15 protein-coding genes and 1 pseudogene are annotated in these 18,562 nt (G+C 42.5%); 7 read left to right on the top strand and 9 right to left on the bottom strand.

Features of this window, described 5'->3' with window-relative positions; translation table 11 throughout:
• The first annotated feature begins 407 nt into the window (after positions 1–407).
• Positions 408–1,118: a Crp/Fnr family transcriptional regulator gene (locus tag ORI98_RS07445; RefSeq protein ID WP_306134795.1), complete on the top strand. Its 711-nt coding sequence runs from the start codon at positions 408–410 to the stop codon at positions 1,116–1,118.
• A gap of 305 nt (positions 1,119–1,423) precedes the next feature.
• Here the strand turns inward: ORI98_RS07445 and ORI98_RS07440 are convergent.
• Positions 1,424–1,821, bottom strand: a pseudogene (locus tag ORI98_RS07440) (transposase); the annotation flags it as partial.
• Between the two features lie 772 nt (positions 1,822–2,593).
• Here ORI98_RS07440 and nagB point away from each other — a divergent pair.
• On the top strand, positions 2,594–3,394 hold the full coding sequence (gene nagB, locus ORI98_RS07435) for a glucosamine-6-phosphate deaminase (RefSeq protein WP_261299646.1): 801 nt from the start codon (positions 2,594–2,596) through the stop codon (positions 3,392–3,394).
• A gap of 98 nt (positions 3,395–3,492) precedes the next feature.
• Here nagB and ORI98_RS07430 read toward each other — a convergent pair whose 3' ends face one another.
• On the bottom strand, positions 3,493–3,702 hold the full coding sequence (locus ORI98_RS07430) for a hypothetical protein (protein ID WP_306134794.1): 210 nt from the start codon (positions 3,700–3,702) through the stop codon (positions 3,493–3,495).
• Between the two features lie 50 nt (positions 3,703–3,752).
• Here ORI98_RS07430 and ORI98_RS07425 point away from each other — a divergent pair, with 50 nt between their 5' ends.
• From ORI98_RS07425 to torR, 3 genes are all read left to right on the top strand, one after another.
• The gene (locus ORI98_RS07425; RefSeq protein ID WP_306134793.1) at positions 3,753–4,103 is read left to right on the top strand and encodes a DNA polymerase III subunit psi; all 351 of its coding nucleotides are present in this window, start codon (positions 3,753–3,755) and stop codon (positions 4,101–4,103) included.
• A 156-nt stretch (positions 4,104–4,259) separates the two neighbouring features.
• Positions 4,260–5,009: a TorF family putative porin gene (locus ORI98_RS07420; protein ID WP_306134792.1), complete on the top strand. Its 750-nt coding sequence runs from the start codon at positions 4,260–4,262 to the stop codon at positions 5,007–5,009.
• 187 nt (positions 5,010–5,196) lie between these two features.
• Positions 5,197–5,922, top strand: a complete 726-nt coding sequence (gene torR / locus ORI98_RS07415; RefSeq protein ID WP_261299642.1) for a two-component system response regulator TorR — start codon at positions 5,197–5,199, stop codon at positions 5,920–5,922.
• On the opposite strand, the gene torT is transcribed toward torR, so the two are convergent.
• A complete protein-coding gene (torT, locus tag ORI98_RS07410; protein ID WP_306134791.1) occupies positions 5,906–6,982 on the bottom strand; it encodes a TMAO reductase system periplasmic protein TorT in 1,077 nt (358 codons plus the stop codon). The two genes, torR and torT, sit on opposite strands and share 17 nt — an antisense overlap.
• 131 nt (positions 6,983–7,113) lie before the next feature.
• On the opposite strand from torT, the gene torS reads away from it, so the two are divergent.
• Positions 7,114–10,206, top strand: coding sequence for a TMAO reductase system sensor histidine kinase/response regulator TorS (torS, locus tag ORI98_RS07405; RefSeq protein WP_371931133.1), 3,093 nt, complete (start codon positions 7,114–7,116; stop codon positions 10,204–10,206).
• 59 nt (positions 10,207–10,265) lie between these two features.
• Here torS and torD read toward each other — a convergent pair whose 3' ends face one another.
• From torD to ORI98_RS07385, 4 genes are all read right to left on the bottom strand, one after another.
• Positions 10,266–10,904, bottom strand: a complete 639-nt coding sequence (gene torD / locus ORI98_RS07400; protein ID WP_261299639.1) for a molecular chaperone TorD — start codon at positions 10,902–10,904, stop codon at positions 10,266–10,268.
• A 109-nt stretch (positions 10,905–11,013) separates the two neighbouring features.
• A complete protein-coding gene (gene torA / locus ORI98_RS07395) occupies positions 11,014–13,506 on the bottom strand; it encodes a trimethylamine-N-oxide reductase TorA (protein ID WP_306134789.1) in 2,493 nt (830 codons plus the stop codon).
• Positions 13,507–13,518: 12 nt separating this feature from the next.
• A complete protein-coding gene (torC, locus tag ORI98_RS07390; protein ID WP_306134788.1) occupies positions 13,519–14,697 on the bottom strand; it encodes a pentaheme c-type cytochrome TorC in 1,179 nt (392 codons plus the stop codon).
• Positions 14,698–14,736: 39 nt separating this feature from the next.
• Positions 14,737–14,907 (bottom strand): periplasmic nitrate reductase, NapE protein, encoded by a 171-nt coding sequence (locus ORI98_RS07385; protein ID WP_261299636.1) that lies wholly within the window; start codon positions 14,905–14,907, stop codon positions 14,737–14,739.
• Between the two features lie 238 nt (positions 14,908–15,145).
• Here ORI98_RS07385 and rimI point away from each other — a divergent pair, with 238 nt between their 5' ends.
• The gene (gene rimI / locus ORI98_RS07380; RefSeq protein ID WP_261299635.1) at positions 15,146–15,592 is read left to right on the top strand and encodes a ribosomal protein S18-alanine N-acetyltransferase; all 447 of its coding nucleotides are present in this window, start codon (positions 15,146–15,148) and stop codon (positions 15,590–15,592) included.
• 1,274 nt (positions 15,593–16,866) lie between these two features.
• On the opposite strand, the gene lipA is transcribed toward rimI, so the two are convergent.
• On the bottom strand, positions 16,867–17,832 hold the full coding sequence (lipA, locus tag ORI98_RS07375; RefSeq protein ID WP_306134787.1) for a lipoyl synthase: 966 nt from the start codon (positions 17,830–17,832) through the stop codon (positions 16,867–16,869).
• On the bottom strand, positions 17,832–18,482 hold the full coding sequence (gene lipB, locus ORI98_RS07370) for a lipoyl(octanoyl) transferase LipB (protein ID WP_306134786.1): 651 nt from the start codon (positions 18,480–18,482) through the stop codon (positions 17,832–17,834). Before lipB ends, lipA begins: the two co-directional genes overlap by 1 nt.
• Positions 18,483–18,562 lie beyond the last annotated feature (80 nt).

The raw sequence follows: 18,562 nt of genomic DNA, 5'->3' as shown, positions 1-18,562 counted from the left end.
ACTTACCTTCAGCGAACTTTTCTACTAATTGTTGTTCTAATTGTTCACCGCTAAGGTCGTCCCATGGGGTGGCTTGGACAGCCAAAATACTGCTACTGAATAGCAATAGACTTAATAAGCGTGAATAAAATTTACAATGCTTCATTGTGGCACCTTGAATAGTTTTGAATGAAAACATTCAAATGGAATCGTTAACAAACTAAACCAAGCTTAAACCATTAATAACCTTACAAATGGTAAGTACTTTACAAAGAGTCAATCTGAGAATCACACATTTAGAAATCGAATAATGATTCGTTACAAAACTATGATTTGTGACACATTAGAGGGAATCGCCATCGAAAAACGGCTAATCTACATCGGTTGTAAAAAGCATTTAATTTAAACGCTTGGCTGGATTGGTCCAAATGAAACAGTTAAAAATCAAAAAGATAGAGCAGACACTTGCATATGCAGGGGTTGAACAGGAAATTATTTCTGCACTTAATGGTAATGTACTCAAAAGAACATTAAAAAAAGGCGAACTTTTTCCGCTAGATAAATCAGTAGGCATGCTGTTTATCGACGACGGATTTATAAAAGAATCTCTAGTCAGAAAAAGTGGTGATTTCGTCACCATGTTCATTTGGAGCGACCATCAAATATTGGTCCCTAACTACACTTGGTATGATTTTGAAGATGTTGAAATTCTCTATGAAGCACTCTGTGACACTGAATTAACCATCTATCCCCAGAAATCGGTTTACCAACTTTGCTCTAGCTCTATGGCGCTGTTTGATTTCTTTATCAATCGTTCACAAATGTCGTTAAGTGCAACCAGAGAATTCTGGGTTGTTGCTAATAAGGTAGGAAAGCATGACACATTGCTTATCTATTTAACCGTCACTTTTTCTGTTTTATCTCATAAAGGAAAAAACACCTTACCAATTTCAATGGCAGATTTATCAAGCGTAACAGGCTGCAGCCGCCAGCACTGGTCAAAACTGTTAGGCGAACTAAGAGATCAGCAAATCATTGAAACGAGTTACGGTTCAATTACCTGTTTAGATATCAAAAAACTCACTAATATGTGTGACCCAGACTTGTTGGTTATATTTGCCCGATATTTTCAAGAGTAATGAGCTTGATTTAGATAACCATACAAAAACGAAGACAATATTTTAAGATTATTAATCAATAATATAGATTGTTTTCAAGCCATTTTTATAAAAATAATGTCTTAGTTGAGTTCAAATAGTCTTCGTTGTCATTCCACGAAAACTGTGCGCTATGTTACCTTTAATTATTCTCGACTATGTTATGACCTGGTCAACTGAATTCGGACAACTTAGGGGCGTGTTGAACTTTGCTGTGCACATCTTACTCAGCAATGCATCGGCAGCCACAGCCACATTATAGTAAACGCCAGTGATACTATACTGGCTTAATTTCTTGTTATTTTATTATATATTGTTGATATTAAAGTAAGTAATTAATCCTCCTGAAAGCATTGTCAACCGGATGTCGATACTTGTAGAAGCACCAATCCATACTTTCTTTGTCGATATCTTGTCCATAATTTCGCTTTGGTATAACGGTTTCCCCACCTTTTGCTTAAACATATGCCCTTAAAGCGTCGTTGTCATATCCTTTACCAGCGATAAATACGTTCCCTCCCTAAGGTGGTCAACAAGACTCTCGGCACGCGCAATATCATTTTCTCTGGCTTTCTGATATCTCGAATTAGAATGGTAATCCACCACAATCCACGACCAAATGAATTTTCGTTGCCTTACCGCTGCGACTCTTTCCAATACACTCACTATCGGGTGTCGCTGCTCCAGTGTAACCCTCCCTTAAAATCAAAAAGTTTCTTTCTTATAAAAATCTCCAACAATTTGCCATCAAAAACGAGAAATCAACTGAACAGGGTAACAAAGGTGATTTAGTTATTGCACATCATCCGCTGCTTTAAGGATGTACATGCCAATAACAGATTAACATAGCCAGTTTTTGTCATTGGCGGGGGGAGCTTAGCGTTGTTGTGTTGTTTAATGTCATGGGTAACAGGGCTTAATACCACTTATAGAATTGAGTATATATGTGTAAGCAGAGTCCCAGTGGCATGACCATTTTTTGGGGGGAAAGGCGCTAAAGTTGACTCAGTAATCCCAAAATATCTGTTTTCTGATTTTCACTTCAATGCATTATCATTAAATCAAACCACTCAAATTGAGAGATAAATTAAGCGCTAATTAGTGATTAATTTTCAGTTTAGTTATAAAGTAACCATCATCTATTTGGGATGTGTCTTTCTTTGCCAATGAGTGTCACCGGAGTTATCAGCGCCCATATCGCGGGCGTTTTAAGCTAATTCTCCGGGAATTGGTTGATTACTCACGCCAATGGTAAATCTTCAGCAGGGTTAAAAATTGCTGTCGGGATCTTTGTTCATTAAGCAGATACTTAATAAGTCTTTTAAGCAAAAAATTACCTAGTTGAATTAATTTCACCAGCATGGGTGGGCAATGCAGAGCTTTTTGCCGTTTAAATTTATGCTAATATGCGTGGGTCTTTGATTAACGTTCATTATTGTTTTTTTATTGGGATATTTATGCAAATTATTATTTTAGAAAATGCAGAGCAAGTTGCGAGCGGTGCAGCTCAATGGGTTGCAGAAGTCATCAAACAAAAAACAAATCCTGTTTTAGGTCTTGCAACGGGTAGTACGCCAATTAGTTTGTATAAGCAGTTAGTGGAATATCATCAAAAAGGCCAATTAAGCTTTGAAAATGTGACTACATTTAATCTTGATGAATATCATAATATTGAAGCAGAAAATCCACAAAGCTATCGTACTTTCATGAAACAAAATTTGTTTGATCATGTCAATATTGATCAAGAAAAGACATATTTACCAACTTGTCGTAATGATCAAAATCCTCGCGTGCAAGGTCTTGCATACGAAGAACAAATTAAAAATGCGGGTGGCGTAGATTTACAAATTTTAGGTATTGGTGCAAATGGCCATATCGGTTTTAACGAACCGACTTCAAGCTTAGCGTCGCGTACTCGAATTAAAACCTTAACCAAGCAAACGTTACAAGATAACAGTCGTTTATTTAAAAAAGACGAATATCAACCAACTATGGCAATGACCATGGGGATAGCAACTATTCTTGATGCACGTTATGTATTACTTATGGCAACGGGCAAGAATAAAGCCGCTGCGGTTAAGCAAATGATCACCGGTCCTGTAACGGCTATGTGTCCAGCGTCAGCCTTACAAATGCATGAAAATGCAATTATTCTTATCGATAAAGATGCCGCTAGCGAATTAACCGAGCAAGAATATTTTCAATGGGCAAACCAAGAGCACCAAAAAATTAATCAAACCTTTGGACTATTCATTTAACCGGTTTGACCTATGCCAGGGTTAACCTGACATATTGCCTCTTAAAAAGTCATGTTGATTAACATGACTTTTTTTATGGGAAAATTTTATTGCCATCTTTATGCAGGTTGCAGGTTTGGAATATTTAGAAATGCAGCGGGTAATTTGTACGCTGAGTGTTGAACGCATCCCCCATTTTTGACTAAGCTCACCTCGTTATGACACACAACAACGGTTAACTCATTCCATTGCAATTGGTTAATAGCATTTAAGCCAATGTTGTAAACATGGGCAAGGGAGTTAGGATTATTACATTGGCTTTCCCTCATCCCCGCTAACCTGATATTCTTAACGCACAATGGGTTTTTAGACAGTGAACATGGAAAAATCAGCGTTTCTTGATGCAATGAACATTACTCGTTGGCGCAGTGCCGACAAGCCGGGTAAACCTTTTTTAGTATTGCATGATATAGATGCTGACTTGTCGGCGCAGTCGTTTATTGAACAGGTACTTGGGCTGGTTAATGTGACGCTAGATGAGTGTGATTTTGACTGTGAAATGCACAAAGGCCCACAGGTTGTTTGGGATATGCGTAAAACCAAACGTCGCCCACGGGTCGCCTGGCTGGTTACCGCTCCGCTTAATGATGTGATGCAAAATGGTGATGAAAAACGTCAACTTTGGCAACAAATCTGTCAGCTCCTAAACACTCGCCAAAGTGAGCGTTAACAGGGCTGCACTCATACCTCTGCAAGTGAATTAACCTTTGTGTTCATAATTTTTCATATTCATTTTTTATCAATTCATATCAAGCACAATAGCCATTCATAAGTTTTCCCTATAGTCATCCTATCAATAATAAGTGGTAAACATAGGGTGATAATTATGAACAAAATACATCAACTAACTCAATCTGTTTTACTTGGCAGCTTGCTTTTATCAGCTGTGCCATTTGCGTTTGCCGCAGATGATGCCGACGTATTTGGCGGTAAAATCAGCGGTAACATGACTTTTGCATCTGATTATGTTTTTCGTGGTGAATCTGAAACGATGGACGGCGACGTTCCTGTGGTACAAGGCACCTTAGGCTGGGCTAACGATGATGGGTGGTATACTGGCGTTTTTGCTTCTAATATTAAGTTTGCCGATCCTAATTTAGAAATTGTAACCGCACCATATATTGGTAAAGCTGGCGAGTTCGGCGAAAGCGGCATTACCTATGATGTGATGGTCTTTTCTTACCTTTATCCGGGTGCCTCTTATTCAAACTACACTGAATTATGGATTAAAGTGGGCAAGCAGTTTGGCCGTGCCAACGTGCAACTAGAAGTGACACCAACGGTTGATGACTGGTTTGGTGTTGATGGCTGGCAAGGTGTGAACTACGCAGTACACCCAAGTTATCAATTCGACAGTGGCTGGAAAGTGTCAGGCAGTGTCGGTTACCAAGATTTAGATGGCGAGGGGGCAGAAGGTTGGGGACACTGGAACCTTGGTGTCAGTAAAGCCTATGCAGGGATTAATTTTGACGTGCGTTATCATGGCAGCACAGTTGATTCTGATCATAAAGTGTATGGTACCCAAACTGAAATTTTTGATGATCGCTTCGTTGTCGGTATTAACAAAAGTTTCTAACCTGCAATAGCCGCTTCGCGGTAAATATTGTTAGTGGATCTGAAACGTCACTCCCTTAGTGATATTCAGGTCCATTTTTTTAGGCTTTTTTTGCTACCAGCTACTCATTCCTTTGATATCTTTATAGGCAAATATGAAAAATTATGAATAATAACGGGTATCGATTTCACTCTATCTGGAAAATGAAATGGCACATACTGGGTTAGCAAGTACTGTACTCGTAGTTGATGATGAGGCGGTAATACGTGCACGGCTAAAAGGTTACTTTGAGCGTGAAGGTTATCGGGTACTTGAGGCCGCAGATGGTGAAGAAATGTGGCAACAGTTTGCTAAACAACATATAGATTTAGTGATGCTAGATGTGAATTTACCCGGTGTTGATGGCTTAAGTTTAGCCCGTGATCTTCGCAGCCGTTCAGATGTCGGTATTATTTTGGTTACTGGTAGAGATGAAACCATAGATAAAATTGTTGGCCTTGAAATGGGCGCCGATGATTATGTCACTAAACCGTTTGAACTAAGAGAGTTACTCGTTAGGGTTAAAAACTTGCTTTGGCGGATTTCGTTAGTAAAAAAAGCCCAGCAGGAAGTGGTAGAGCAATTTGAAAAATGTGACGACTTAATTGTTTTCGACCAATATGTTTTAGAACTCAATAGCCGTAAGTTATCTCGCGGTGATGAAGTGATTAAACTCACCAAAGCGGAATTTGAGCTACTGACGGCTTTTGCTTTACACCCACAACAGGTGTTATCTCGCGAACGTTTAATGCAGCAAACAAGTCATCGGAATGAAGATGTCAATGACAGAACCATAGACGTGATTATCCGCCGTTTACGCAATAAGCTTCAGGCGGATTTATTTGTTACCGTCCACGGTGAAGGTTACTTATTTGCCACTAAGGTTGAAGACTAGGCGAGACGACACGATAGACTGGATAAAAGTCAGCAGGGGCCAAGCTATTCTCAAGTGCTTTAAAGGACACCTTACCTTGTGATAGCTTTTGTATTTGCGGGCCTATGTCACCGAAGGGCGCTGCTCCTTCAAGCTGTTTTACTACCACATCAATGGCTAACTTACCTTGTAACACCACTTGATCATCTGTGCTAAAAGCCACTTTATTTCGATACAGTCCGCGTAACGTGGCGGGAGATAAATAGCTACTGACTAATTTTACCTGCTCAGTTAATTGTTTATGCTGTAAAGATCCTATTGCTGCCTCAATGGCCACCGCACTTCCTAAAATATAATCGGGAATATGATCATTGAGTAAGTGATGTAATTGGTCACGGTAAAGGTTGCGGTTATTATCTGTGTGGCGGATAGAGGACACTTCTACCGGACTGTTAGCTATGGCATCAAGAATACCAAGCTCAACCCAACTGCTACCGCCCACACCTTCCGGGCCAGTTAATAGTGCTACTTTAACCGATTTATCTGTTGGGGGCTTTGGTTGTGCTTGGCTAATAAAATTGCCTGCAATCCAGCCCATTTGATACCAATTCACGCCAACGCGAGTATTTATGATAGGGCTATTAAGCTGATTGACTAAGGCAATAATTGGTTTATTGATTAATCCTTTATAATGCTTAAGTAAATCAGGGCTGACAGTGCCAAGTAAAATTGCATCAAACGGCTCTGTTAAACAGTGTTCGAGTTGCTTTAGTTGCTTATCTTTGCGGTAATAACTGCCAGCTTCAAATAACTCAAGATTAATCCCTAATTGGTTGGCATGTGACACCAATCCATAATCGATGCCTATCCAATAAGCATCTTTAAGGTGGGGGACGAGTGCACAAATACGCCAGTTTTTTTGGGCAGACGTTAAGGCGTTATAATGGATTTTCTCAGTGGTTTGAATTTTTTGGTTAAATGGGGTTCGTCGCTCTAATGACCAATGAGTGTCGTTTTTTGCTTCAACAAATGATGAAGTTGTCCCTAAACAAAAAATGAGTATATAAATGAGTTGTCGCATCTTATTGTCTCTATTAGGGTGTCTAGGCCGTTAAGTAAAACACTGTGATTTTTGTCGAGTAGATTGTAACAGTTTAAGGAATGAATGTGAGTGCTTTATCACTATCAGGTAAGAGCTTAGTTGGTCGCCTCATGTTGGCCTTTAGTCTGTTAGGACTGCTATTACTATTATTAGTTAGTCTGGGCAGTTTATCTTTGTATTGGGTCAAATTAGCCGATCAGTATTTATATGAAGAAGCCTTACCCGCCTCGGAAGCGGCCAGACAACTTATGCAGTCGTCTAATGCTTTACTCGACAATGCCCAAGGGCTTGAGCGAGTTGAAGAAGAAGCTCAGCGAGCATTTTTAGGGCGTAAGCTCTCTTTAGAAAGCACCAATTTACTCGCGGCAATTGAGCGGCTTAACGCGTTAAATGTGCAAGGTAATCATAACAGCAAAGATAATAACTTAGCCTTGCTTGCGGGTGAAATTATTCACGACTTATCGGTTTTAGGACGTCAAGTAGGTGCACGCTTAGCATTAACCGCACTATTAGATGATAAAGGCAGTGACCTTGCTGAAGCGGCCCGTCGAAGCGGCATATTGCTTGAAGCCGAACAAGCGGTAGTCGACTCGGCTATTTTAGCCAAATTAAGCTTAGCCTACCCGCAAGTGGCAGGTGAGGCGCAAAGTGCCCATCTGCTCGACACCATTATAGAACAAGATTTAGATATCAGAGAACGCTTAAATAGGGCGTTAGCACTGATCAACCATATCGCATTGGTGGGTCAACTTTTACAGTCACCCGAGCAACAACTTGGGTTGAATAAAGTATTAGACAGCATGACGCGGGTGCTTTATCAATCGGGATTTCGCCCTAAAATAAGCGGTCAAAATGTTGCAGGCGCCCCGCTTAATTCCGCCTCTGGAGTAGATGTTTCAAATCATGTAATGGATAAGCAAATTGATTTAATGCCACTTGAATTACTTAAAGGGCTGGTACGTGATCCAGCTAGGGCAACTGAACTCGAGCAAGAATTAGTTTTGCTGAGGGACGTGAATATTGGTTTACGCTTACAACAGCAATATGCACAAGTGTTGGCGAAGCAAAATGCTCAGTTAATGCAGTTAACCGACAAATTAAGCCAGTTAAATAAGTCGGTCGATGGCGCGATGAAAGCCCAACAAATTCAAGCAGACAATGCCCGCCGTGATTTTTTACAACAACTTCTTTGGGCAAAATCGGGTTTGTGGGCCACCGGCGTATTGATGTTTATTATCATGATGCTAGTGGTATATCGGGTGATTTATAAAGGCATTGCCCTGCGCCTAAATGAAGCGACGACAGCATTATCGCAATTAAGCCTAGGTAATACCGAGGTTGTGCTCGATCCCCATGGCGATGATGAGCTGACAGCTATGGCTTCAGCTATTGAAGCATTTAAGCAAAAAACCACCCAAAATCAAGCGTTGCAAGTCGAGTTACAAACTACCGCATCAGAATTGATTGTGCATAAAGCCTCATTAGAAAATACCGTTCAGGCGCGCACCATAGAATTAGCCGAAACCAACCGTCAATTAGATGCCGAAGCAAAAGGGCACTCGGCCGCAAGGGAGATGGCAGAGCAGGCCAGTAATGCTAAATCATTATTTTTAGCTACCATGAGCCATGAAATTCGCACGCCATTAAATGGGCTTTTAGGCACGTTAACGTTATTAAGTCACTCTCCTTTGCCGCCAGCCCAAAAGCAAATGCTGGCTTTGTCTCAATATAGCGGCACATTACTGCAAACCGTATTGAACGATATTTTAGATTTTTCGCGTTTAGAGCAAGGCAAGTTAACTAATGAGCCGCGACCCGTTGCGTTAAATGATCTGTTAGATGAAGTGATGGCTGTGATGATGTCGGGTGCGGGGCTGGCTGGATTATCTTTATCGTTAAACTGTCAAAACTTGCCGCACTGGGTGCATGTCGATGGCCCTAAACTGCGACAGGTATTGTTTAATTTGTTGGGTAATGCAATTAAGTTTACCCCAAAAGGTGGTGTGGAATTAAGTGTGGCTGTGGTTGACCAAAGGCTCACTTTTGCTGTGATTGATAGCGGAGTTGGCATTAGTGACACCGCGATGGAACAATTGTTTATCGCATATAGTGCTCAACCGAATCAAGGGCGCACCCGTGGTACTGGTTTGGGGCTGGCAATTTGTAAAGAATTGGTCGCATTGATGAATGATTTCGACAATAACTGCGAAAACAATCTCGATAACGCCAGCCAATGTATTCGCGTGGATAGCCAAGTGGGTAAGGGCTCAACATTTAGCTTTAGCTTACCGCTTATTATGTGTAATCAAGCCGATGAGTTAAGCCGTATCGAGTTGCCAAAGGTGACGCCTAAAAATCTGTTGGTCATTGAAGATAACAAAGTCAACGCCATGGTCGCTCAAGGCTTTTTAGCTCACCTTGGGCATCAGTCGATATTGGTTGAAAGCTGCGCCGAGGCAAGAGCGGTTTATCGGCAGGATAACGCCGATCAGTTTGATGCGATTATGCTTGATATTCAGTTAGGTGACGGCTCGGGCATTGAGTTACTGGCTGAGTTAACACAGATTGCGCAATCGGCGCAGGTGAGGGCAAATATCGCCGCTTTTACTGCCCAAGTGCAAGATGATGATATGCAGCTTTATAAAGCAACAGGGTTTGATTCGGTACTCGAAAAACCATTGAATATGCAGGCTTTAGCAGGATGGATTGGGGTGGCCAGTGAGGCATTTCAAACCGAGACGCACAGTGTAGGTGCAGCATCGGCTCCCCACTCGGCATCGGCTTATCATGGTGAAGTGAACTCCAATACTACTGATGCCGACAGCCTAGTTGCAGGTAGCACCATTAAGGCCAAGCCTAATCGCTATCCAGTATGTAAACCAACAGCGAGTTTGCTTAATGAGCAACAAATTACTGAGGACTTAGAATACTTAGGGGCGGATGCGATAGCTGAAATGCTCACCTTGTTTAAAGCCAGCAGTACCGCACAGATAGCGGCATTAGCTAACTTACCTGCTAACAGTAGCGAATTATTACATGGTTTAAAGGGCAGTAGTGCCAGCATGGGGTTAGTTGCGTTAACTCAGCTATGTCAGCAATTGGAAACATGCACCTTTACCAATGAAGAATACCAAGCGTTACAACAATTATGGCAAGACTCAATGGATGCCGTTTCAGTCAAGTTATCTGATGTCAGCAGATAGCATGAATAAAAAAACACCGAGCAAGCTCGGTGTTTTGGGTCTTTGGGGGAAGGATAAAACTAACTTACTTGTAAAGCATCACAATCACTGGCAACCCAAGCCTGGGTAAGTCTGGCAAGAGCGGCATAAAAATTACCGCTATCAACCGTCATTACCTTATCGGTAAACTGAGGTAACCAAGCATTCAAATATTGGGCGATAAAGGCCTGTTGTGTTTTATCGTCACTGCAACAGGCTTGGTGGGCGACGTAGGCTAAAATGACTGCGATATGATCAGCAGGTTCAGGAAACTCACTTTGTACAGTCAATTGACTTTGTTGTAAAAAAGTCTTCATTTGCTGATGTTGTTCACCAAATAACAATATTTCATCGCTGGCGTCATTATCGCCAAGGTATAAGCTGGCATAGGGACTTGCGCTATGTTTAGTGCCGACTAAAAACAATCCGCAATAATCAGCAGCAAGCTCTAATAACGCCCGATCAGTATTTAGCGTATTCAACACTGAATTTAAGCTAGCGATGTCTTGTGCCAATAACGGATCGCTGGCCAGTTGAGCAAAGAAGGCTTGAGCTTGACTGGATGTCAGTTCATGCAATAGTTGCTGATCAAGCTCTTTAGCAAAAAGCGATGAGAGCAGTCTGTATACCATCGCGCGGCCCTGGTTCATTGGGGTGGCATATACTTGCTTATCAGTCATCTATGTAATCTCCTTTGACCCAATTCAGGTCGATTCTATCTAGAGGGTTATTTAGCCCCAATGGAAAATGTGGTGCTAAATAACCTCAGTTAACGGCTAATTGTGTGAACTACACTTGTGTTTCAATTGGGCCACTAAACGAGCTGACCTCTGGCACTTTGCCCTGATACTTTTCAAAGTTAACCAAACAAGTATAGGCTGCGCAAGCTTGGGCTAGCTTGGAGGTGCCAATATCTTGAGTCAAGGTATTTGGGTCACCATAGCTACATAATGCACCAATTTCATTGCCACCTTGTTTGCTGCCATCTTTGCCAACAGGACCGTACCAAGCACCTTCGTGAATACGAATAACACCAGGCGGGAAGCTGTCTGACACTACTGCGCCAGCAAGCAATTGACCACGGTCGTTAAATACCCGCACGATATCACCGTCTTTAATACCACGTTGTTTGGCATCGGTTGGGTTTAAGTAAACTGGCTCACGCCCTTTTACAGTGTAGGTTGCACGGTATTGCTCTGATTCACACATTTGCGAATGTAAACGCTTATCAGGGTGACAAGATTGCATCCACACAGGGTACTTATCTGAACCGGGTCCACCATGGCTGCGTTCAGATTTTTCCATCCAAGTTGGGTGGCCTGGACAATCATCATAGTTAAACTGAGCGATTTTTCGGCTGAATATCTCAATCAAACCCGATGGTGTACCAAGTGGCGCCATTTCAGGATCGTTTCTAAAATCAGCGTGACGAGTCCAAGGTTGACCTTCACCGAAGTGAACATAACCGTCTTTCCAGAAGGTATCGAAATCTGGCATGTCAAATTTGCCAGCATTGTCTGCTTTACACTCGTTATATAGCTTTTTAAGCCAATCAAACTCAGACATACCACGGGTGTACTCTTGCTCTTTACCCATGATTTTGGCAAATCGAGTAAAGATTTCAAAGTCAGATAAGCTTTCAAATAATGGCTCAACCATTTTTTGCATCGCTAATACGCCACGGTTAGCATAACTGCCATAGACATCAATATCATTGCGTTCAAACGTGGTACAGGCTGGTAACACGATATCAGAGAAACGGCATGTCGCCGTCCAGTTCATATCAATAGTGACCACGCATTCAAGCTTTTTGAATGCTTGCTTCATTTTGTTTCTATCTTGATGATGGTTCCAAGGGTTATTCCCCGAAAATACCATCATTTTGATATCTGGATAGGTCACTCTTGCGCCGTTAGCGTCGATGGTTTTACCCGGCTCTAATATGGCATCAATCCAGCGCGCAACAGGGATAGTGCTACTTGCGCCTTTGAAGTCATTATTATCAAACAGCGGCTTTTGGCCTTCATCTAAATTACGTGGAAATGCCCCAGGTGCAGCGGCGCCAGATGAGGGCACGCCAATACTTGAGTAATGGTGGCCATAGCTGATACCACCGCCAGGTAAACCAATTTGGCCAATCATAGTGGCTAACACAGCAGCCATCCAATAGGGTTGCTCACCGTGTTGTTGGCGTTGAATACACCAGCCCATCATGATTTGGGTACGACCTTTAGTCATTACCTTGGCTAAATCACGAATGATTTCAGGAGTCACGCCAGTAATCTTACTGGCCCATTCTGGGGTTTTTACAATGCCATCGGACTCACCTAATAGATAAGGTAGGAAGTGTTCAAATCCTAGGCTGTAACCTTCGATAAACTTTTTATCATGCAGGTTTTTGATCACCATTTCGTGGGCAATACCCAGCATCAATGCCACGTCAGTTTGTGGATTGACATACAGTTGCTCGCAGCCCAAATACTGCTGCGTTTTAGTGACCACAGGGTCAATGCTGATCACGCGGATTTTACCTTGCTTAACCTTCTCTTTCAGCTGCGCAAGGTAGCCATATGACTCGTGGGTTTCAGCATTCCAACCCACTTGCAGGTTTTTATAAGGGTCGTTAGACCATAAAATAATCGTGTTTGATTGTTCAAGGATTAACGGCCATGACGTGCCCTGGGCGTATACCTCAGTCGACCCTAAAATGTACGGTAATATGGTTTGCCCAGCACCGGTAGAGTAGTCGCCAATCTTTTTAACAAAATTACCGTGCATGCCTACAGCGCGTTGCATATGGCTAGTGCTTGAGTGCAGCTGCCCCGTTGCGCGCCAACCAGTTTGCCCCGCATGTAAGCCTGATGGCCCATACTTAGTCTGCACTTCGTCTAATGAGTCTTTGAACAAGTTCAGTGCCTTGTCCCAGGTGACGCGAACAAAACGAAAATCACCACGTTGTGAAGTATCGCTTTTATGACCATTTAATAAAAAGTCTAAACGCACCATAGGGTAACGAACGCGTGATGGGTTATACACCAACCCTTTAACGCCGTTAATCATGTCGGTTGGATATTTGTCTAAGTCAAACGGGATAACTTGATCAATGACGCCATTTTTACGCTTCATTTTGAATGCGCCAAAATGTGAGCCGGTTGTTAACCAGTCATCATTAGCCATGGTTCCCGCTGCGGCCAAAGCCTTAAATGGCGCTAGCACTGATGCACTGCTTAGGCTAACAAATGAAGTTGCTGCTAAGCCTTTTAGAAAGTCTCTTCTGTTCATAATGATGTCCTATTAGTGCGCTGACTTGTCGAAAGTAGATGAATGTTCCTGTAGGTACTTTTGCACAAGTGCTTGGGTATCTTGGTCCATATTGACGAACGCTATCATTCCTTGAAACATACCAGGCCAGCTGTTGGCATCAAAATGCGCTTCAGCAGGTTGGGTATGACACACACTACAACTGTTGGTATAAGTGTCTCTTGCATAGTCCCAAAGTGGCTGTAGGTCTTTCACAAGGTAATCTGAGTCGGTCCAAATTTTGGCTTCTACTCGTTGCCAAATAAGCCCTGTCATCGGATCTTCTTTTTGCTCGAACACTTCCATTACACCTTCTTCAAGCGCGGCATCTTTTGACAATTGAGCCGATAAAATGTTTAGGCCAAAATCGTAGTAAATCACTCGGCCCGCGCCGACTTTTTTACGCCAGCCATCAATGCCAATTTTAACGCGATTCCCTTTGGTTTCTAACACAGTCACTTTAGTGGCAATGTTTAAGGTACCAGCTTCAACGTCAGTTTTTTCGTTGAAATAAAGTGGCTTGGTTAATGCGGTAAAGTAACTGCTGTTTGCTTCAAGGCTTGATTCGCCAGCACCTACTTGGGCAATTAACTCTGGTGCACGTGAGGTACCCATTTCTGGTAGTTTATGGGCAATCCCTTTGTGACAATCGATACAGCTTTGGTCTGTTTCGGCAGCACGTTTCATTTGCTTTTGCGCCAGTTTCGACATGTCTTCCCACTTCATTGAGTCGTAGTTATGACAGTTTTTACAGGCTAATGAGTTATCACGGTCAAAACGTTTCCACTCACGGCTGGCCATTTCAAGACGTTTAGCTTCAAACTTTTCTTCGGTATTCACGGTTTGCATTAACCAGCCCCACATATCATGTGATGCTTCAATTTTACGGCCAATTTTACGGCTCCAGTTATGCGGCACATGACAATCAGGACACGTAGCACGCACACCAGAGTGATTAGACCAATGCACGGTTTGCTGTAATTCTTGGTAGGGTTTGCTTTCCATACTGTGACAACTAATACAAAACTCTTCTGTGTTAGTCAGTTCTAAAGCCGTATTAAAACCGCCCCAAAAAATAATGCCCATTAAAAAGGCTGAAAGGCTAATAGTGCCTAAAGTGAGATATTTAGCTGGCTGGTTGAGTGTGCGCCAGGTGTTGATAAACCATTTCATAACGACATCCTTAATAAGATTGACCCAGAGTGAGAAGGATTAGTGAGCGACCACGCCACCAAAGGCTTGGATCATCCAAATTACAAAGCCGTAGGCACTAATGCTGGTGGCTGTGACAATGGGGAATAACAAAAAAATGATAAATCCCAGTGCTTTAAGTTCATTGAGTTTCACTTTTTTAGGTGTTTCAGATAATTCTTTTGCGGTCATGATTTGCTCTCTTAATGATGACTTCTACCGATGAAGCCCATATTAGATAAGAGTTGTTAACGACAGTCAGACCGTGGATGAATGAATTTAGACAACTTATGAAAGAATATGAATAAATCCACAGAGGGTGATGTTTAATCTGGTAACAATTGTTTTAACTAACTGATATGATTTAGGTATATCTGCTTGCTTATCTTAGATAGCATCACTGTGTCATTGCCCATTTGTGGAAAAATTTATGACTTATTCCTTGGTCGCGTTAACGGAAGCTCATCTTGCTGACATGTCAGTTATAGAACAGGCATGCCATCATTCACCAATGTCGTCAGCTACATTAGCCAGTTGTTTCGGGCATTTATATCGCGTTGAAGGCGTGATGGCAGAGGGGCAATTATTGGGCTTTAGTATTGTTCAGCAGGTGATAGATGAAGTGACCTTGATGGATATTTGCGTCGCCCCCTCAGCACAGGGGTTAGGTTTGGGTAAGCGCTTATTAACCTCATTAGTTGCACAGGCAAAAGCATTCGACGCGGTAGTCATTATGTTAGAAGTTCGTCAGTCTAACTTGAGCGCAATTGGGCTATATGAAAAAGCTGGCTTTGTTGAAACCAGTCGTCGTAAGGGGTATTACCCAACGGACGATGGCCATGAAGATGCGATTTTGATGGATTTAGTACTGAGTTAATTATCCTCGCTATCGATAGTTAGATTCGGGGAATATCTGCTATGAGTAATCGACATAGGCACTCGACATAGGCACTCGATATTCGCAGTTGTTATTTATTCTATTATTTGTACGACAATAATATCGTCTGATAAAAACTTAAGGTTGTCATGAACGGTAATGACGTAATAGTTTGATAAATTATCAGAGGACAAATTTCATTTTTTGAGTATAAAGTGTGATCACTTTTAAATTCACTTTTGGACAAAAGTGTGTAGGCCTTCGAATGAAGGCGTTGGCATCTTGAGCTTATAACGTTTGGCTGAGTTGGAATTGGAATTGGGATTAGTGTTTAAAGTCGAATCTTCATTGTAGTTAAAAGCCTGCGGCTCGCTTATGTGCAGATACTGCTGCGGGACGCTATGCGTCATCCCTGACCGCTTAACGAAAACATCCCTGTTTTCGATACCCTCAGCCGCATCTACACTTGGTTATTTGATCTCTTCGATTTAACCTTTCGGGTATCAATCGGACAATAAAAAGCTAAATCGTTTTTGGACAAAAGTGTGTTACGAGTATCCATCGTCTAATTCATTTATCTCAGCCCAGTCATGGAAGACCATAGCTTCAATCTAACCCATTGCCTGCCGCTGGGATGTTCTGGATGAACGGAATGTCGCGATCACATGAATGTGAAAGAGCGACCTTATGTGCAGATAATCCAGCGAGACGCCGCAAGCACATCCATGTGGGCTTAACCAAAACATCCATGTTTTGGATACTCGCTGGCTCATCTGCACCCGAAATTTTCACATCTTCGATTTAACTTCATTCGTAACAATTCCATAAGAAAAGCTTGGATGTTCGGTTTGAATTGAGGGCATCGAGAAAAGGCCGTGAGCTTGGCATGGATGCCAAGCTAGCTTTCGTTGGGCCATGGACGGCCCATCGGAAGCGTTAGGGCTTTTCGACAATGGCCGAAGCTGGCTGCAAATGAGGTTTAAAGCTGGAACGATCCCCATCGAAAATTATGCGCTTTTCAGCATTTTTCGTCTGGGGCGCTGAGGGTTTCCAAAGGGGCGCAAGCGTTTTGCCCCTTTGGTCTGGTGTGGGCGAAGCACCACGACGTTAGTGGCCGTAGGCCATATTACAAACAAACCTTGAGGGCAGAAATGTCTTAGTCCTTAACTGGCATCCTCAGCAACAACGCCAAAAAATATCAAACTAAATGATTCTTTGCTCAAAAAAAACGGCGCTATAAGCGCCGTTTCTGTTCAAACCCTAAAGCCAAAAAGTTATTTCACTTCTTTACCCTGAGCTTGCAAGTCTGCATGGTAGCTTGAACGAACAAGTGGGCCACATGCCGCGTGGGTAAAGCCAATTTCATCAGCCAAAGCTTTAAGCTCGTCAAACTCAGCTGGTGGCACGTAACGCTCAACCGGTAAGTGGAACTTACTTGGTTGTAAATACTGACCTAATGTCAGCATTTCAACATTATGCGCGCGCAAATCACGTAATACTTCTGCGATTTCTTCGTTGGTTTCACCTAAGCCCATCATCAAACCTGACTTAGTCGGTACATTTGGATGACGTTCTTTGAATTTCTTCAATAGGTCTAGCGACCATTGATAATTAGCCCCTGGGCGTGCTTTACGGTAATGCTTTGGTGCGGTTTCAAGATTGTGGTTAAACACATCTGGTGGCTCAGTGGCTAAGATATCGAGTGCCGCATCAATACGTCCACGGAAATCAGGTACTAAAATCTCGATTTTAATTTCTGGATTAAGCAGACGAATTTCACGAATACAATCAGCAAAATGCTGTGCGCCGCCATCACGTAAATCATCACGGTCGACCGAGGTGATTACGACATATTTAAGCTTCATATCTGCAATGGTTTGAGCTAATTTTTTAGGCTCTTCAGCATCAGGCTGTAATGGACGACCATGGGCAACGTCACAAAATGGGCAGCGACGGGTACAAATTGCGCCGAGGATCATGAAGGTGGCGGTGCCGTGGTTGAAACACTCTGCAAGGTTAGGGCAAGAAGCTTCTTCACATACTGAATGCAGGCCGTTTTTACGTAATGCTGATTTAATATCAAGAATACGCTGGTTAGATGCTGGCAGTTTTACCCGTAACCAATCAGGCTTGCGCAGCATGGTTTCGCGCTCTGAGGGTACAATTTTAATAGGGATGCGTGAAACTTTATCAGCGTCACGTAGTTTAACTCCCGGTTGTAATCTTTCAGGCCTATTCATTATTCTGCTAATCCTTGATGATGTACAAGTTGTTGATAGCCCATAACTTGGCTAAATGTTTGAATGAGTTTGTCGCCAGCTTCTTTAACGGTTTGCGGTCCGCCAAGTGCTTTACATTGCACCATTTCAAGTCCGGCATAGCCACACGGATTGATGCGCTGGAATGGCGCTAAATCCATGTCGACGTTTAATGCTAAACCGTGGAATGAACAGCCTTTTCGAATACGTAAGCCCAATGAGGCCACTTTTCGCTCTTGCACATAAACACCTGGCGCATCAGCTTTTGCATAAGCTTCGACATCGTATTGGGCCAGCATATCGACAATACTTTGCTCGATGTTGTTCACTAGCTGTCTAACGCCCATTTTATTACGTTTTATGTCGATAAGTGGATAAACCACTAATTGCCCTGGGCCGTGATAGGTAACTTGTCCACCGCGGTCAACCTGAATAACAGGAATATCACCAGGGTTTAAAATATGCTCGCTTTTACCCGCTTGACCCTGGGTAAACACCGACGGATGCTCAACAACCCAAAGTTCATCTTGGCTGTTGCTATCTCGCGTGTCTGTGTATGCCTGCATGGCATGCCAAACAGACTCGTAGTCTTGCATGCCAAGGTGGCGAATGTGCAAAGTTGATGCTGACAAGGGCAACGTCTCCCCAAAGGTTGGACTGTTTAAGCACGGTCAAATAATTCCCGAGTATTATACTCAAGTTTTATGTATTT

Source organism: Shewanella sp. ULN5 (assembly GCF_030731885.1).
Classification (GTDB): Bacteria; Pseudomonadota; Gammaproteobacteria; order Enterobacterales; family Shewanellaceae; genus Shewanella; species Shewanella holmiensis.
This window is presented reverse-complemented; position numbering and strand designations above follow the sequence as displayed.

Bases quoted from the DNA above. Each gene is read 5' to 3' on its own strand.
- torA (WP_306134789.1), bottom strand. From the start codon at position 13,506: ATGAACAGAAGAGACTTTCTAAAAGGCTTAGCAGCAACTTCATTTGTT.
- ORI98_RS07420 (WP_306134792.1), top strand. From the start codon at position 4,260: ATGAACAAAATACATCAACTAACTCAATCTGTTTTACTTGGCAGCTTG.
- torR (WP_261299642.1), top strand. From the start codon at position 5,197: ATGGCACATACTGGGTTAGCAAGTACTGTACTCGTAGTTGATGATGAG.
- ORI98_RS07430 (WP_306134794.1), bottom strand. From the start codon at position 3,702: ATGAGGGAAAGCCAATGTAATAATCCTAACTCCCTTGCCCATGTTTAC.
- torC (WP_306134788.1), bottom strand. From the start codon at position 14,697: ATGAAATGGTTTATCAACACCTGGCGCACACTCAACCAGCCAGCTAAA.
- lipA (WP_306134787.1), bottom strand. From the start codon at position 17,832: ATGAATAGGCCTGAAAGATTACAACCGGGAGTTAAACTACGTGACGCT.
- torT (WP_306134791.1), bottom strand. From the start codon at position 6,982: ATGCGACAACTCATTTATATACTCATTTTTTGTTTAGGGACAACTTCA.
- ORI98_RS07425 (WP_306134793.1), top strand. From the start codon at position 3,753: ATGGAAAAATCAGCGTTTCTTGATGCAATGAACATTACTCGTTGGCGC.
- ORI98_RS07385 (WP_261299636.1), bottom strand. From the start codon at position 14,907: ATGACCGCAAAAGAATTATCTGAAACACCTAAAAAAGTGAAACTCAAT.
- ORI98_RS07445 (WP_306134795.1), top strand. From the start codon at position 408: ATGAAACAGTTAAAAATCAAAAAGATAGAGCAGACACTTGCATATGCA.
- rimI (WP_261299635.1), top strand. From the start codon at position 15,146: ATGACTTATTCCTTGGTCGCGTTAACGGAAGCTCATCTTGCTGACATG.
- nagB (WP_261299646.1), top strand. From the start codon at position 2,594: ATGCAAATTATTATTTTAGAAAATGCAGAGCAAGTTGCGAGCGGTGCA.
- torD (WP_261299639.1), bottom strand. From the start codon at position 10,904: ATGACTGATAAGCAAGTATATGCCACCCCAATGAACCAGGGCCGCGCG.
- torS (WP_371931133.1), top strand. From the start codon at position 7,114: ATGTTGGCCTTTAGTCTGTTAGGACTGCTATTACTATTATTAGTTAGT.